Here is a 15,343-nt window from a genome sequence, read left to right as displayed (position 1 = left end):
GCGACAACGCGAAGGGAGACTCCCGTGAAGGTTCGTTTCGGGGTCGGGCTCGGTGCGCAGACCGGTCCCGATCAGCTCGCCGACATCGTTGATCACTTGGAGGCCAGCGGGATCGACTCGCTGTGGTTCTCGGAGTTGGTCTACTCGCCCGCGGTCGATCCGGTGGTCGGTATGGCCTACGCGTTGGCCCGGACAGAACGTTTGAAGGTGGGCACTTCAGTGGCGGTGTTGCCGGGGCGCCATCCCGTGCTGGTGGCCAAGCAGCTGGCATCGCTATCGGCACTCGCGCCGCGGCGGGTTCTGCCCGTGTTCGGGTTGCGTTCGGCGATCCCGGCCGAACGTGAGGTGTTCGTCGTCCCCGATGGTGAGCGTGCCGCCGTATTCGATGAGTCGCTGCGTGTGCTGCGTGCAGCGCTGGTCGAGGATTCGGCCAGCCACCGCGGCAAGTACTTCACGGTGAGCGCGGTGGCGGTGGCGCCGCGGCCGGCGCCTCCGCTTGACATCTGGTTGGGCGGTTCGGCGCCGGCCGCGTTCCGGCGTATTGGCACGTTCGCCGATGGCTGGCTGGGCAGTTTCCTCACGCCGCCCGAGGCGCGAGCGGGGCGCGAGGCGATCGAACATGCGGCAGCGCAGGCTGGTCGGCACATCGAACCCGATCACTTCGGCATCTCGTTGGCCGTCGCCGACGGCGAGTTGACGGGCGAGCTCGCAGCGGCTGCCCGCCGGCGCCGCCCGGATCTCGATCCCGGCGAGCTGATCGCCGTCGGCTGGGACCAACTGCACCGCCAACTCGATGCGTACCTCGATGCGGGGCTGACGAAATTCGTCATACGACCGGCGGGTCAAGAATCAATCGACGGCTTCATCGATCGGTTCGTGGCTGAACTGATCGACCGGCAGAACTGACAGCGGCCGGAAGTCGTCGGGACGACCGGGTCGGTTAGGCGCCTACGCGACGGCAAGCCTGGCAGTGGCGTACCGCAGCGCCTCACCGACCGTCTTGTGGTGGAACTCAAAGCCACTGCGTTCCAGCACAGCCGGGATCGCACGTTGCCCGGCCAATAGGCCCTCGTCGGCGAACTCGCCGAGCGCGGCGCGCACCGCGAAACCCGGCATCAACAGCGGGGTGGGCCGGTTCACCGCGCGGCCCAGAGCGGTGGTGAATTCGGCATTGGTGACCGGCGCCGGCCCGGTGAGGTTCACCGGGCCGGAGAGCCGGCTGTCGGAGATCGCGAACTGCAGCGCCCGCACCTCGTCCTCAAGGCTGATCCACGACATGTACTGGCGGCCGTTACCCAAGCGTGCACCAAGGCCCACCGAGAACAGCGGCCGCAACCGGCGCAGCGCACCACCCGAAGAGGCCAACACCAGTCCGGTGCGGGCCAGCACCACGCGGGTGCCGGCGCGCTGGGCTGGTGCGGTGGCCACTTCCCAGTCTTGACACAGCTGGGCAAGGAAACCCGTTCCCGCCGGGTCGGTTTCGACGACCGCTCGGTCTTTGCTGTCGCCGTAGTAGCCGACCGCGCTGGCATTGATCAGCACCCCGACACCGGCGTCGGCGACCGCCGTCGACAACACTTCGGTTGGGGTGATGCGGCTATCGCGCAGGTTTTGCTTGAAAGCCCCCGACCAGCGCCGCTGTCCGATATTGATGCCGCACAGGTTCACCACCGCGTCGACTCCGCTCAACGCGCCGGCGTCGAATTCGCCGCTGTCGGGATCCCAGTGCAGCTCACCGGCATTCGCCGGCGCGCGGCGCACGATCCGCAGAACCTGATGGTCTGCCGTGCGCAGCGCCGTTACCAGCGCCGAGCCGATCAGCCCGGATGAGCCTGCGATGGCGACGGTGGCGGTCACGCTTCAAGCCCTGTCTTACAGTCCCAGGTCGGCCTCGAACGCGCCTTCCTCGAGCCGGTGCTTGATGGTCGTCACGAAGCGTCCGGCGTCGGCGCCGTCGATCAGCCGGTGGTCGTAGGTCAACGGGAGGTAGCAGATCGAACGGACGCCAATGGATTCGTTGCCGGTGTCGTCGACGACGACCCGCGGCCGTTTGACGATCGCGCCGGTGCCCAGCATCGCGGCCTGCGGGGGCACCAGGATCGGGGTGTCCGTCAGTGCGCCCTGGCTGCCGATGTTGGTGATCGTGAAGGTCCCGCCGGACAGCTCGTCGGGCCTGAGGTCTCCCGACCGGGCGCGCCCGGCGATGTCGGCGATCGCGCGCGCCAACCCGGCCAGCGACAGGTCACCGGCATTGTGGATGACGGGGGAGAGCAGCCCCTGCTCGGTGTCGACCGCGAAGCCGAGATGTTCGGCGTCGTAGTAGGTGATCTCTTTGGTCTCTTCGTTGTAGCTGGCATTGACGTTCGGGTGCACTTTGAGCGCATCGATCACCGCGCGTGCGATGAACGGCAGGAAGGTCAGGTTGACACCCTCGCGTTCGGCGAACGCGGCCTTGGCTTTTTCTCGCAGCGCCACGATTCGGGTCATGTCGACCTCATGAGTCTGGGTGAGCTGTGCGGTGGCTTGCAGCGACTCGCGGGTCTTCTTCGCGGTGATCTGGCGGATCCGGCTGGCCTTCTGGGTGGTTCCCCGCAGATGCGCCAACGCGGGCGCCGGTGCGGGCGCGCTCGGTTTCGGGGCAGCCGGGGCCGCGGCGGCTGGCGCTGCGACCGGAGCTTGCTTGGCTTCTTCTTTCTGCTGCGCGGCCGACAGCACGTCCTGTTTGCGGATCCGTCCACCTACCCCGGTTCCACTTACCTCGCCGAGATCGATGTTGTTCTCAGCAGCCAGCTTTCGGACCAGCGGTGTGACGTAGGGACTGCTTGTCGCGCCGGTGGTAGGTGCGGACTCAGCCCGAGGTTGGGGTGCCGGCTCGGGCTTGGCCTGGGGCGCTGGCGTCGGCTCGGGTTGGGGTGGCGGCGCGGGTTTCGCCGCGGGTTCTGGTTGGGGAGCTGGCCTTGCCTCGGGTTGTGCGGCCGGTGAGGCTTGCGGCTCGGGTGCGGGCTTGCCTGCCGCGGCGCCGGTACCGATCCGGGCGAGCTCGCCGCCGACCGACACGGTGACGTCCTCCTCGGCGGTGATGCTGATCAGGGTGCCTGCCACTGGAGACGGGATCTCCGTGTCCACCTTGTCGGTGGACACTTCGACGAGCGGCTCGTCCACCTCCACCGAGTCGCCGACTTTCTTCAGCCACCGGGTCACCGTGCCCTCGGTAACGGACTCGCCGAGTTCAGGCATCAGCACCGGGTGGGACGTGCCAGTCGCGTCGTGTTCGCCGGCTGCCGACGCAGGGGCCGGCTCCGGCTCGGCCTGCGGTTGCGGTGCTGGTTCGGGCTGAGCCTGCGGTTGCGGTGCTGGTTCGGGCTGGGCGTGCGGCTCCGGTTGTGGTTGCGGTGCTGCCTCGGCGGCGGGTTGCTCGGGGCCCCCACCTCCGGCGGCTTCCGACGCATCGCCGATGACGGCCAGCTCGCCGCCGATCTCGACGGTGTCGTCCTCGTGCGCAACGATCTTTGTCAGCACTCCCGCCGCCGGCGATGGAATCTCGGTGTCAACCTTGTCGGTGGACACTTCCAGCAGCGGTTCGTCGAGTTCGACAGTGTCGCCTTCTTGCTTGAGCCAGCGAGTTACCGTTCCCTCAGTCACGCTCTCACCGAGTGCCGGCATCTGAACTGAGAAGGCCATCTCTGTCGACTCCTCGATGGATCGGTCGGTGGGCGCGGATCGACCTCTGGCTTACCACAGCGTGATGTACCGGAAGCTGCACCCAAGCGGATTACCGAAACCATCCTGTCACTGCGGCCCCGTTGGCACACAAGCAGGGCGGAGCCGGTGCAACAGGGGGCGCGGTCGCTTCGCCGATTGATCTCAGGCACGTGTCCGGAACACGGTGGAGGATCGACTACGACTAACAAATTCAACGTGGGCCTAACAATGAAAGTCCAATAAATTGGACCCTTATTCCGCAGCCGCGGATGCGGTTAGTTTCCGGGGGGTTAAATACACTCGGCGTTTGACGCGTTTTGGATGAAAATGCCGGGAATCTGGATTATCTTGTTTCCCGTGTACCCAGATGACAGCGGCAAAGAACTCGCCACGGTGCTCTCCTACCTGGCCGGCCGTTCCCTCAGCAGAGAAGAGATCTGGACCGCGATGGAACTGCCGCGGTCCACGTACTACGACCAGCTGGACAAGGGAACCTTGATCACCGCGGACAACTTGCGCGTTGCCGCCGCCAACCTCGGTATCAACCGCGCCGAGCTGCTCACCCGCTACCGGTTCATCGACCCGGAAGAGATCACCGCACTAGCTGAAGAGATCCGCGGCGGCACCCTTATGCCGCACGGCTCAACCGCCACTCAGCTGAAGACCGTGCAGCCGACAAAAATCGCGGACTGGCGCCCCCGGCACGACGCGCCCCCGCTGTAACACTATCTGCTGACGGATATCTCGTGGCTCTCTCTGCACTCATCATCATCACCCTCGCGTCCATCGCGTGGAGCCTCTGGATACGGCGAGTCACCTGGCATTGCCGGTGGGAGGTGGCCGCCACGCTCAACATCGCCCTGCAGGGATGCGCGGTCGCCTTGATGTCCCCGCTGTGCGCCGACACGCTGGGCGTCGTCCTACACAACATCACCGGTGAGTGGAACCTGCAGAACTACGTCGGGCACGACTGTTACGTCGTCGCGGCCTCGGCGATCGTCTACAACGCGGTCGGTCGGCTTGAAGAGGACGACGCTTTACAGAGGTCGTTCAAGCAATTTGTGGAACGACCGGCGACGTTGTGCATTCCACTGTTGTTGGCGACGTTCACCCTCAGCTATGCCAGCAAGACTTACGCGAGCGATTTCTTTGCGCTACCCACCGACATCTGGCTGACCGTGTATTGGCTTTTGCTCTGTGGAACGCTTTGTTACCTGCTGGTGTTCGGCTCGCGAGCGCTGCTGGTGCTGCGCAAGGACCCGCGCTCGAGGAACATCGCGAACCTCTATCTGGTCGCCTCGGCCAGCGGCATTTCTGCCTGCGTGGTGCGGATGATCACCGCGCTGATTCCCCCGATTCAAGGTCAGCTGGGGGCGGCGCTGGTCTGGCTGTTCGCATGTGCGTGCGGCGCCGGTTTCGCACTGACTTCAGCGCAATCCTGGCGGCAGAAGGTCAAATGGTTCCAGCATCCGGTGGTGCACCACTAGCCTCGCGCTGAGGCGCCGGCTAGCCATTTTCGGCGATGTCTTCCAGCACCGCGAACATGGTGCGGGTCGGAACACCCGTGCCGCCCTTGGGGGAGTAACCCCACGAGCTACCCGTGTTGTAGGCCGGCCCGGCGACGTCGATGTGTGCCCAATTCACGCCGTCGGCAACGAATTCGCGCAAGAACACGCCCGCAACCAGCATCCCGGCGAAGCGTTGCCCGCTCACGTTGGCCAGGTCGGCCACTGTCGACTTCAGGTCGTCTTTGAGTTCGTCGGGCAGCGGCATCGCCCAGCCGTTCTCGCCGACCCGCTGGGATATGGCCGCCACCCGGTCGCGGAAAGTGTCACTGCCCATCACCCCCGGCGTACGCGCGCCGAGCGCCACCGTCTGCGCACCGGTGAGGGTCGACGTCTCAATCAGGTAGTCCGGGTTGTCTTCGCACGCCCGGGCGATCGCGTCGGCGAGGATCAGTCGGCCCTCGGCATCGGTGTTGAGCACCTCGACGGTCGTCCCGCCGTACTGGGTCAGCACGTCACCTGGGCGCTGGGCGGTCGACGACGGCATGTTCTCGGCCATCGGCACGGTGGCGATCACGTCGATCGGCAGCTCCAACTGCGCCGCCAGCGCCACGGTCGCGACGACCGCGGCGGCACCACCCATGTCGCCGGTCATGTAATGCATCGATGCCGCGGGCTTGATCGAGATGCCGCCGGTGTCGAAGGTGACGCCCTTGCCGACCAGGGCAACTTTCTTGGCCCGCTTCGGCTTTTTGGCCAGCCGCGACCCGTGGTGGGTCAGCCGCACCAGGCGCGGCGGTCGCGACGAACCCTTGCCGACTCCGACCACCCCGCCGTAGCCGCCCTTTTGCAGCGCCTTGTCGTCGAGCACCTCGACCTCGAGGCCAACCGATTCACCCAAAGCCTTTGCGCGATCTGCGAATTCAGCCGGAAACAAGTGGCTGGGCGGGGTGTTGACCAAGTCGCGGGCGGTGGCCACGGCGGTCGCGACCGCCGCTGCATGCGCGGCTTGGGCCTTGGCGCCCTTGTCGGTGGAGAGCACGGTGATCTTGCGCAGGCCGGGGTCCTTGGGGGCGGTCTTGTCGGTACGGAACGCGGTGAACCGGTAGCTGCCCAGAATCAGCCCCTCCACCGCTGCCTCCAGGTCGAGGGCCGTCAGTGTGGTGATGGCGGTCTCGGCGCTGCCCAACGCGCGCGCCGCGGAACCGGCCGCGCGGCGAATCACGTCGGCGGGCCACTCGTCGCGCCGCTTGCCCAGACCTATCGTCAGCACACTGGCCACCGGCAGCGAACGCACCACCAGCCGGTTCACCTGCTCGCTCGCGCCGGTGGCGTTCAGCGCCCGCAGGCCTGCCTCGATTTCGGCGACCGCCTCGACCGGCAGAAAAGGCTCCACGGCGGCGACGGAGATGTCAGCGGCCCCCGGCTGATCCTCTGTGCCTTCTGGACCTGACGAGACCACCGGGACGATCAACACCGCCGACCCGGCGCCGCGACGCGGCAACGAGGAGGCGACGGTGACGGCAGGGGCGCGATAACCGGGTTGTGTGCTCACAAGCATTAACCCTAACGATCGGCGGTCATCGGCCGCGGCTGAGGTCGTAACAGGTCACCGGTTCGTCGAAACCCTTGAGTATCAACGGATCCTGGGCGATCACCGGCCAGTCGGGCAATTGCTCGTGGACTTCCACTGCGGCCAGGATCTGGCCCGGACCCGCCGCGGCGACGAGCCGGGCCGCCAGGTTAACCGCGTTGCCGAAGTAATCACCATTGATGGCCAGGATCTGGCCGTAGCCGAGGCCGGCGCGGACCTGTAGTCCCGCCTCGCGTGCACGCGGATGGTCGACGAGGTCGACAGCCGCTTTCGCCAGCCGCTCAGGGTTCGAGCTCACCCACATCACGGCGTCACCGAGGAACTTCACCAGCCGCCCGCCGTCGGCGTGCACCACGTCGCTGGCGGTGGCGCCGAACACGGTCAGCATTTCCGACAACTCCGCGGGTGTGAGCCTTTGGGTCAGCGCGGTGAAGCCGGAGAGATCCGCGAAACCGACGCCGCACTCCAAGCTCGCCGACTGGCCGCTGACCACGCCCTCGATGAACGTTCGGGTGCTGACCAGATGGTGGCGGTGGACGGCGTCGATCATTGCCCCGAGGCGGGGGACGAACGCCGCCATCTCGCGGTACACCTGCGCAGTGGTGAGTTCGTCCCCGGTGAGGCCGAGCCACATTTTGGGCTGACTCGTCCGGATCATCGACGATATGGCCTCGGCCACCCGGGCCACGTTCGCTCCGAGGACCCGCAAGAAACCATCCGCAGCGTCGGGGCCCATCTGCATCCTCAGCGCCACCCAGGTCGCCAGGCCGTCCACGTCGGCCTGACTCAACGCCGGGGTATCCGGATCTGCGACGGTCAGGCCGAGCATGGCCCAGCCGTGTTCGACGTCCTCCAATGCCACGCCGATCGCATCTGCGGCGGTCCGCAGGGTATAGACCTGGGGACCGGACAACAACAGGGCGTCACCGCCAAGCCCGAACAAGCGGCCGCGACGCTCGGCTTCCACCATCTGGTCCGCGGTGAAACCGAGTTCCGTCAAATACTCGATCAGACCTGCCCGCCCGCGGGCGTCGGCGATTCCGGCGGCCTCCAGCGCCTCCAAATCGACCACCTGACCAAGTCTGCCAGTGACGAGCCGGATTAGGGTCGAATGTCGTGAGCCGCGCAGGCGGCGATGCAGTGGGGGCACCCCCAGCCGCGCAGCGGCGAGGGGGAGGCAGCGATAAAGAGGAGCGGCGCCATGAGCGATGGCTTATTGCACGGACCACTCGAGGACCGCCACCGTGAGCTCGGCGCGACCTTTGCCGAATTCGGCGGCTGGCTGATGCCGGTGTCGTATGCCGGCACCGTCAGTGAGCACACCGCGACCCGCACCACCGTCGGCCTGTTCGACGTCAGCCACCTCGGCAAGGCGTTGGTCCGCGGCCGCGGTGCCGCGCAGTTCGTCAACTCCGCGCTCACCAACGACCTGAACCGCATCGAGCCGGGAAAAGCGCAATATACGTTGTGCTGCAACGAATCTGGTGGAGTCATTGACGACCTGATCGCCTACTATGTTGGGCCCGACGAGATCTTTCTGGTGCCCAACGCCGCCAACACCGCGGCGGTGGTTGCGGCTCTCCAGAGAGCTGCGCCCGCTGGCCTCACGATCAGCAACGAGCATCGTTCTTACGCGGTGCTGGCCGTGCAAGGACCACGGTCGGCGGAAGTGCTGGCCGAATTGGGGCTGCCGACCGATATGGACTACATGGGCTATGCCGACGCGGCGTTCGCGGACGTGCCGGTGCGGGTTTGCCGCAGCGGATACACCGGGGAGCAGGGTTACGAACTGCTGCCACCCTGGGGATCGGCCGGTGTGGTGTTCGACGCGCTGGTTGCCGCGGTGACGCGAGCCGATGGGCAGCTTGCCGGTCTGGGGGCGCGTGACACGTTGCGCACCGAGATGGGTTATCCATTGCACGGTCACGAACTCTCGGCCGATATCTCGCCGCTGCAGGCTCGATGTGGTTGGGCAATCGGGTGGAAGAAGGGCGGGTTCTTCGGCCGTGACGCGCTGCTGGCCGAGAAAGAGGCGGGTCCGCGGCGGCTGCTGCGCGGCCTGCGCGCGGTGGGTCGCGGTGTGCTGCGGCCGGAGTTGACCGTGCTCGACGGGGACACCCAGGTCGGGTTCACCACCTCGGGCACGTTTTCGCCGACGTTGAAAACCGGTATCGCACTGGCGCTGATCGACACGGACGCGGGCGTCGAGGACGGCCAGCACGTCGCGGTCGATGTCCGGGGCCGCGCGGTTGAATGCGAGGTGGTGCGCCCACCGTTCGTCGATCCAAAAACCCGTTAGCGCCCGGCTATACAATCGCATGATGACCGGTGGCGTCCTCGAGTTTGCGGTTTCACGCACCGCAAGCCCGACCAGCGACGAGGCACGCGAAGCGATACTGGCCGACCCGGGTTTCGGCAGATATCACACCGACCACATGGTGTCGATCGATTACACCGATGGGCAGGGTTGGCATGATGCACGGGTCATCGGGTATGGCCCGATCGAGCTGGATCCGTCGGCGATCGTGCTGCACTACGCGCAGGAAGTCTTCGAAGGGCTTAAGGCTTACCAGTGGCCGGACGGGTCGATCGTGTCGTTCCGCGCCGAGGCCAACGCTGCGCGGATGCGATCGTCGGCGCGGCGGATCGCGATCCCCGAATTGCCCGACGAACTGTTCATCGAGTCGTTGCGGCAACTGATCGCCGTCGATAAAGGGTGGGTTCCGCCGGCCGGTGGCGAAGAGTCGCTGTATCTGCGGCCGTTCATCTTCGCGACCGAGCCGGGCCTGGGGGTGCGCCCGGCCAAGCAGTATCGCTACCTGGTGATCGGTTCACCGTCCGGCGCGTATTTCAAGAACGGCATCAAACCCGTCAGCGTCTGGGTGTCAACGGAATACGTGCGCGCCAGTCCGGGCGGTACCGGTGCGGCGAAGTTCGGCGGAAACTACGCCGCGTCGTTGGTGGCGCAAGCCGAAGCTGCCGACAATGGCTGCGAACAGGTGGTGTGGCTGGATGCCGTCGAACGCCGTTACATCGAAGAGATGGGCGGGATGAACATCTTCTTTGTGTTCGGCAGCGGTGGATCGGCCCGGCTGGTCACCCCCGAGCTGTCTGGCGCGCTGCTGCCGGGCATCACGCGGGATTCATTGCTGCAGTTGGCAACTGATGCCGGTTTTGCCATCGAGGAACGCAAGATCGATATCGACGAGTGGCAGAAGAAGACCGCCGCCGGCGAGATCACCGAGGTGTTCGCCTGCGGCACTGCCGCGGTCATCACTCCGATTTCACACGTGAAGTACGGCGAAAGCGAATTCACCATCGGCGATGGCGAATCCGGTGAAGTGACGATGGCGCTGCGCGACACGTTGACCGGGATCCAGCGCGGAACGTTCGCCGACACCCACGGCTGGATGTCACGGCTCGGCTGAAAGCCGGGCCGCCGGAACTCGATCACCGGGCGACGATTTTGGTCGGTGGCGTGATTTGGCCGTATTGCGCCGAATTTGGCCGTAGGCTGCTGCGGGCAAATTCCCCTGGTGGCAGCGAATGCGCTGCGCTTAGCGCGGTGGGCCGCCCGCCAATTATCGCCGGAGGTATGAGATGGTCAGCCCGAGTAGCCCGACGCCGCAGGGGTCGCGTCGCCAGGGGGCGGTGATGGGGACGCTGATGCCGCACCTGCATCCGGGCGTCATCATGTGTACCGCAATGCCACCGCATTGGCGTTGTCGGCCGCATTGATCGCAGCAGGATTGGGCTCGCTGCCGGTCGCATTGGTGTTGACGGCAATGGCATTGCCGGCGGCGGTGCTGGTTTACATTCATGATCACCGGTTGTGGCACGATGAGCCGCTGACGGTGATCGCTGTGTCGTTTGGGCTTTCGCTGCTGCTCGGCGTCGGGGTCGGGCTGCTGGAGACCCATTTCATCAAGCTGGTGGCGGCGGGTTCGACCGGCTATCACCTGCCGCCGGTTCCTCGGATTCTCGAGCTGGGTCTGCTGGTACCGGTGGCGGCGTTTGTTGCGGTGCTGATCGCCCCGTTGGTGGTCAGCGCGCGCTCGGCATTCCGGCATCCGATGGATGCCGTGGTGGCTTGTTCGCTAAGTGGTGCGGCACTGTCGTTGGCGCTCAGTGTGGTGGTCCAGCACGGAGCCTTCACTCATGTGCAGGGCACGGCTGGGGATCCGGCGCACGTGGCGTTCATTTCTCTGACGCTGGGGTTTTTGCAGCCGATTGTGCTGGCGACGGCGGCCGCCGTCGGTGTGTTGGGTTTGCGCCGACTGGGGGTCAGCCCTGTCGCCGGAGTGATCGAGGGATTGGTGCTGGTGGTGGCCTATGAGTTGGCGACCACCTTGTTGCAGCCGTATGGGACACGCGGAATCGTGTTGACCGCCTTGGCGGCGTTCGTGCTGGCGGGAGCGGGTTTGGCCGCGGCTCGTGATGGGTTGCACGAGGCGTTGCTCGCCGACGCTGGGCCGGGTGCGGGTGTGCCGGCGACCGGCCACGCTGAGCACCGGTTGCATGCCGGCTTGGTCGCCGGGATCGTAGCCGTAGTCGTCGTGATCGCTGCGGTGGCCAGCGTGGCGGTGGTAATGAGCGGTGCGGCAACGCATCCCACGCCGCCGGGTCAGGACGGCAGCAGCAGGATCGCTCCGCACAGCGCTTCATCGGCCGGGTCTGTCCACCACACGATTGGCCGGCCTGGTCAGCGCCCTTGGGGCAGCGTGGCTTTGGCGTCGACCAGCACATCGCTGGCGGCCGGCGCCGCCACCACGGTCAAACTGTTCGCCGGGATCAATATGACGGCGGCTCCCGGCTGGACAGTCACCCGTCAAGGTCAGCAGTCCGCCGACCTCATCAATAGCGACCAAAGCGCGGCCCTGTTCGTTGATGCGGGTAGCGAGAACACCTCGGACATCAGAAAAGAATCCACCTTCCTGATCAACCAGAACATCCAGAGCTCTGGATTGACCAACGTCAAGCAAACCCCGGCGGCGCCGGAGCCCTTGCAGGGCAAGAACTTCAATCAGCTGTTCGAGGTCGACTACACCGCCAACCTCCAAACCAACCAGGGCACCGACCAGATCTACGGCGGATGGGTGACGCTGTACAACACCGTAACCGGCGTGTCGGGCCTCTTCAATCTCTACGCCGGGAGTCTGGCCACGTTTAAAGCGGCACTGCCAGACGCCGCGCAAATGATGCTGTCGATGCAGTAGCGACCCGGTTAGCGCGCGGGTCATTCGAATTTTGCGGATTAAGGGTTCCACGCTTCCCCGAGCAGAGAGTTAGGTCGCGCCACAGCGAACGTTCAGTCCGGTGGAGTCCACAGCCCCGTCAGCCGAAGCGGACCAATCCGACCAGCAGCAGCGCAGTCACTGTCGTGGTCAATTCGATTGCGGCGCCCAGCACGTCACCGCTGATGCCGCCGAAACGGCGCACACAGTGCCCGATCAGCGCCGCACCGCAACCGAGCCCGACCAGCACCGCCACCGGCCCCTGCCACAGCTGTCGATCTGCGGCGAGAGCCGCCGCGAGCAGCACGATGACCCAGGCCGCGATCACCGGCGCAGGCTGGGTGCCTGCGACCCGAGCGCCCAACGTACTGCCCTGAGCCGCCGGCAACGACCGGCGGCAGGCCAGCACAGCGGCGACCCGGCCGGCGGAAACGGCGACGACGATCGCGGCCGCGTGCAGCGCCGAAAAAGCCAGCCCCTGCAGGGCGATCACCAACACGACGCTGGCCACCCCGAACGGTCCGGTCGACCCGTCGCGCATCACCTGCAGCGCGCGTTCCGGCGGCCCGTAGCAACCCAGCCCGTCGGCGGTGTCGGCCACGCCGTCGATGTGCAGGCCCCGGGTCGCCGCCAGCAACGCCGCCACCGCGATCAGGCCGGTCAACGGGTTGCCTGAGCCGAACACCAGCGCGCTCGCCCATGCCACGGCCGCGCCCAGCGCACCGAGTGCCGCGCCGACGACCGGCAGAGCGGTCATCGCACCGCCGCCTAGCGGCCGGTCCGATGCACGGGGCAGGGGGACCACCGTCTCGAACGCGAAAGCCGTTGCCAGCGGGCCGATCACGATGTTGGTTCAGAGCGGTCGACGCGGTTGGAAACGTTCGCGCTGGCAAAGCTGGCCATTGATGTCAACGCGGCCACTGCGGCCCGCAGCACCGGCAGCGCCACCGCCGCGCCGGTACCCTCGCCCAGCCGCATTCTCAGATCCAGTATTGGATCGAGCCCGAGCTGGGCCAGGGCCAGCGCATGCGCCGGTTCGGTCGAGAGGTGACCGGCCTGCCACCACAGCCGGGCTCCTGGAGCCAGACGCTCGGCGATCAGCGCAGCAGCCGTCACCGCCATGCCATCGAGCAACAGTGGGGTACGCCGGATCGCGGCCTGCGCGCAGAAGCCGGCGATTCCCGCCAGATCAGCCCCACCGCAACGCTGCAGCAGCGCAACCGGATCGGATATCACCGGCTCGGCCCGGAACAACGCATCGCGCACCGCCGCCGTTTTGCGCGACCACCCGGCGTCGTCGATTCCCGTTCCGTAGCCGACCGCCGCAACTGGCTCGATACCCGTCAGCGCCGCGGTCAGAACCGTTGCCGCAGTGGTATTTCCGATGCCCATATCACCAGCAATGAGAAGATCCGCACCGGCGTCGACCTCCTGGTCGGCGATCTGCCGGCCGGCGTCAATCGCGTCGACGGCCTGCTGGTGGGTCAGCGCATCCTCTTTCGTAATGTCGCCGCTGGCGCGCCGCACCTTGTGCGCGCCGATCTGCTGGGAGAGCGGGTCAGCGTCCACGGCCAAGTCGGCGACGCGCACCGTCGCGCCGGCGACGTCGGCCAGCGCGTTGATAGCGGCGCCGCCGGCGGCGATGTTGGCGACCATCTGGCTGGTGACCTCCGGCGGGTAGGCCGATACCCCCGATCGGGCGACCCCGTGATCGCCGGCGAACACCACAATTCGCACGCGCTCGAATTGCTTTGGCGGACAATTGCCTTGGCACGATGCCACCCAGACGGACAGATCTTCGAGACGGCCCAGTGCGCCCGGCGGCTTGGTCAGCGTGTCCTGGCGGCCCCGGGCCGCCGCGGCGGCAGCCGTATCGGGCGGTACGACCGGCGGAAACATCGTCAGACCCTCGCCGGCTTGATGTATAACGGCAGCCCGGCCACCATCAGCACCACCCGATCGCATAACGCGGCCAGTCGCTGGTTGAGTGCGCCCAACTCATCGGTGAACCGGCGGCCGGATGCGGTCGCCGACACGACCGTCAGCCCGACCTCGTGGCTGACCAGGACTAGCGGCGAATCGAATGCGGCCACCGTGGCCAGCATCTCGTCGACGTCTGGCGTCACCGAGCCGTGCTCCCAGCCGCGGCGGTCCAAAGTGGCGGTCAGCCAGCCGCAAACGTCATCGACCAGGGTGGGCGCGGCCGACGACTGGCGTAATTGTCTTGGAATGTCGTCGCTTTCCACTGTTGACCAGTGCCCGGGCCTCCGATCTCGGTGCTGGGCGATCCGTCGCAACCAAGCCGGGTCGGTGTCCGTTACCGACCCGGTCGCCAGGTAGCGGACCGGCTCAACCGGTCCCAGTGACTCGGCGATGGCCATCTCCGCCCAGCGGGACTTGCCCGACTTGATTCCGCCGAGCACCAGGGTCCGCACGGCAGCTCAAGCGCCCCATGGCGATCGCAAGCGCGGCGCAGCCGGGCGCGCCGGGTCGCCATGCGAGGGCCTCTTCCGACGACGTTTACTCGACACTGGCGCCGTGCTTGACTTGTGGCCGCGGCGCTCGCATCCGGCGCATCTGGGAAGCCCGACCGGCTGCGTAAAGCGCTAGCTTCAAACGACTTTCGGTGTTGTCGGGAAACTTCTCGTCGACGCGCCTGGTGACTTTGCGGCCCAGGATGATCCCGTCGAGCATCATCAGACCCATCAGCAGCGTCATGGCAGGTGAAATGTACAGCTGCAATTGTGGGACGGCGAACATGACGAACAACAAAGTCAGGGCCGAAGGCATGAAGAGCCCGAGCACGTTGCGGCGGGCGTCCACCAAGTCCCGGGCGAACCGGCGCACTGGGCCCTGATCGCGGGTCAGCAGGTAGCGTTCGTCGCCGCCCATCATGCGCTCCCGACGTTCCGTCATCTGCGCGCGACGCGTTGCACTGTTAGCCCGGCGTTCCTCACGACTGAGCTTGGGCCCCGCCAAAGACTTTCGCCGTGCGCGGGCCTCGGCGGAGGTCATCGGCGCCGGCGCGACCGGGCCCTTGCGGCGGCCGGCGCTACGCGGGGGCGTGGGGCGGCCCTTGGGGGCGGTTGTCTGCGAACCACGGGATTCGGAGGCTTCCGCGGCCTCCGCCGGCGTCCGGCCACCGCCCTGGTCACCGGCGGCGTCCACGTCTTTCTTACGACCCAGCAGTTTCACGTTTGCCAGGTTACTTCGCAGCGGATGCTGTCTGGTAGACGGTGCGAACGTGACCTGGCGGGGGGTGCACCTTTCCCCAGCGGGCCCTACGCTGACTCAGATGAGCGGGTCGG

Annotated in this window: 14 protein-coding genes; 6 read left to right on the top strand and 8 right to left on the bottom strand. The window is 66.6% G+C overall.

Annotation, left to right across the window (positions count from 1 at the left end; all coding sequences use genetic code 11):
- Nucleotides 1-24 precede the first annotated feature (24 nt).
- Nucleotides 25-906, top strand: a complete 882-nt coding sequence (locus VNW74_RS09975) for a TIGR03854 family LLM class F420-dependent oxidoreductase (protein WP_325676436.1) — start codon at nt 25-27, stop codon at nt 904-906.
- A gap of 42 nt (nt 907-948) precedes the next feature.
- Here VNW74_RS09975 and VNW74_RS09970 read toward each other — a convergent pair whose 3' ends face one another.
- Nucleotides 949-1,857, bottom strand: a complete 909-nt coding sequence (locus VNW74_RS09970; protein ID WP_325676435.1) for a TIGR01777 family oxidoreductase — start codon at nt 1,855-1,857, stop codon at nt 949-951.
- A 15-nt stretch (nt 1,858-1,872) separates the two neighbouring features.
- A complete protein-coding gene (gene sucB, locus VNW74_RS09965) occupies nt 1,873-3,681 on the bottom strand; it encodes a 2-oxoglutarate dehydrogenase, E2 component, dihydrolipoamide succinyltransferase (RefSeq protein ID WP_325676434.1) in 1,809 nt (602 codons plus the stop codon).
- A 378-nt stretch (nt 3,682-4,059) separates the two neighbouring features.
- On the opposite strand from sucB, the gene VNW74_RS09960 reads away from it, so the two are divergent.
- A complete protein-coding gene (locus VNW74_RS09960; RefSeq protein ID WP_325676433.1) occupies nt 4,060-4,425 on the top strand; it encodes a hypothetical protein in 366 nt (121 codons plus the stop codon).
- Nucleotides 4,426-4,448: 23 nt separating this feature from the next.
- On the top strand, nt 4,449-5,189 hold the full coding sequence (locus tag VNW74_RS09955) for a hypothetical protein (protein ID WP_325676432.1): 741 nt from the start codon (nt 4,449-4,451) through the stop codon (nt 5,187-5,189).
- 19 nt (nt 5,190-5,208) lie between these two features.
- Here the strand turns inward: VNW74_RS09955 and VNW74_RS09950 are convergent, their stop codons facing one another.
- Together VNW74_RS09950 and VNW74_RS09945 are read right to left on the bottom strand one after the other, a co-directional pair.
- Complete coding sequence (locus tag VNW74_RS09950) at nt 5,209-6,762, bottom strand: leucyl aminopeptidase (protein WP_325676431.1); 1,554 nt, start codon at nt 6,760-6,762, stop codon at nt 5,209-5,211.
- A gap of 25 nt (nt 6,763-6,787) precedes the next feature.
- Nucleotides 6,788-7,873, bottom strand: coding sequence for an adenylate/guanylate cyclase domain-containing protein (locus VNW74_RS09945; RefSeq protein ID WP_325676430.1), 1,086 nt, complete (start codon nt 7,871-7,873; stop codon nt 6,788-6,790).
- A gap of 129 nt (nt 7,874-8,002) precedes the next feature.
- Here VNW74_RS09945 and gcvT point away from each other — a divergent pair, with 129 nt between their 5' ends.
- From gcvT to VNW74_RS09930, 3 genes are all read left to right on the top strand, one after another.
- The gene (gene gcvT, locus VNW74_RS09940; protein ID WP_325676429.1) at nt 8,003-9,100 is read left to right on the top strand and encodes a glycine cleavage system aminomethyltransferase GcvT; all 1,098 of its coding nucleotides are present in this window, start codon (nt 8,003-8,005) and stop codon (nt 9,098-9,100) included.
- A gap of 22 nt (nt 9,101-9,122) precedes the next feature.
- Nucleotides 9,123-10,229, top strand: a complete 1,107-nt coding sequence (locus VNW74_RS09935; protein ID WP_325676428.1) for a branched-chain amino acid aminotransferase — start codon at nt 9,123-9,125, stop codon at nt 10,227-10,229.
- A gap of 267 nt (nt 10,230-10,496) precedes the next feature.
- Nucleotides 10,497-12,017 (top strand): zinc ribbon domain-containing protein, encoded by a 1,521-nt coding sequence (locus VNW74_RS09930; protein WP_325676427.1) that lies wholly within the window; start codon nt 10,497-10,499, stop codon nt 12,015-12,017.
- A 118-nt stretch (nt 12,018-12,135) separates the two neighbouring features.
- On the opposite strand, the gene VNW74_RS09925 is transcribed toward VNW74_RS09930, so the two are convergent.
- The 4 genes from VNW74_RS09925 to VNW74_RS09910 form a co-directional block, all read right to left on the bottom strand.
- Nucleotides 12,136-12,879, bottom strand: a complete 744-nt coding sequence (locus VNW74_RS09925) for an adenosylcobinamide-GDP ribazoletransferase (RefSeq protein WP_325676426.1) — start codon at nt 12,877-12,879, stop codon at nt 12,136-12,138.
- Nucleotides 12,876-13,940 carry a nicotinate-nucleotide--dimethylbenzimidazole phosphoribosyltransferase gene (gene cobT, locus VNW74_RS09920; RefSeq protein ID WP_325676459.1) on the bottom strand — a complete coding sequence of 355 codons (1,065 nt, stop codon included), beginning with the start codon at nt 13,938-13,940 and terminating at the stop codon, nt 12,876-12,878. Before cobT ends, VNW74_RS09925 begins: the two co-directional genes overlap by 4 nt.
- Nucleotides 13,937-14,470 carry a bifunctional adenosylcobinamide kinase/adenosylcobinamide-phosphate guanylyltransferase gene (locus tag VNW74_RS09915; RefSeq protein WP_325676425.1) on the bottom strand — a complete coding sequence of 178 codons (534 nt, stop codon included), beginning with the start codon at nt 14,468-14,470 and terminating at the stop codon, nt 13,937-13,939. Before VNW74_RS09915 ends, cobT begins: the two co-directional genes overlap by 4 nt.
- 85 nt (nt 14,471-14,555) lie before the next feature.
- Entirely contained in the window at nt 14,556-15,203 is a 648-nt protein-coding gene (locus tag VNW74_RS09910) for a DUF3043 domain-containing protein (protein ID WP_325676458.1), read from the bottom strand.
- Nucleotides 15,204-15,343 lie beyond the last annotated feature (140 nt).

This window comes from Mycobacterium sp., from assembly GCF_035570115.1.
Lineage (GTDB): Bacteria > Actinomycetota > Actinomycetes > Mycobacteriales > Mycobacteriaceae > Mycobacterium.
This window is presented reverse-complemented; position numbering and strand designations above follow the sequence as displayed.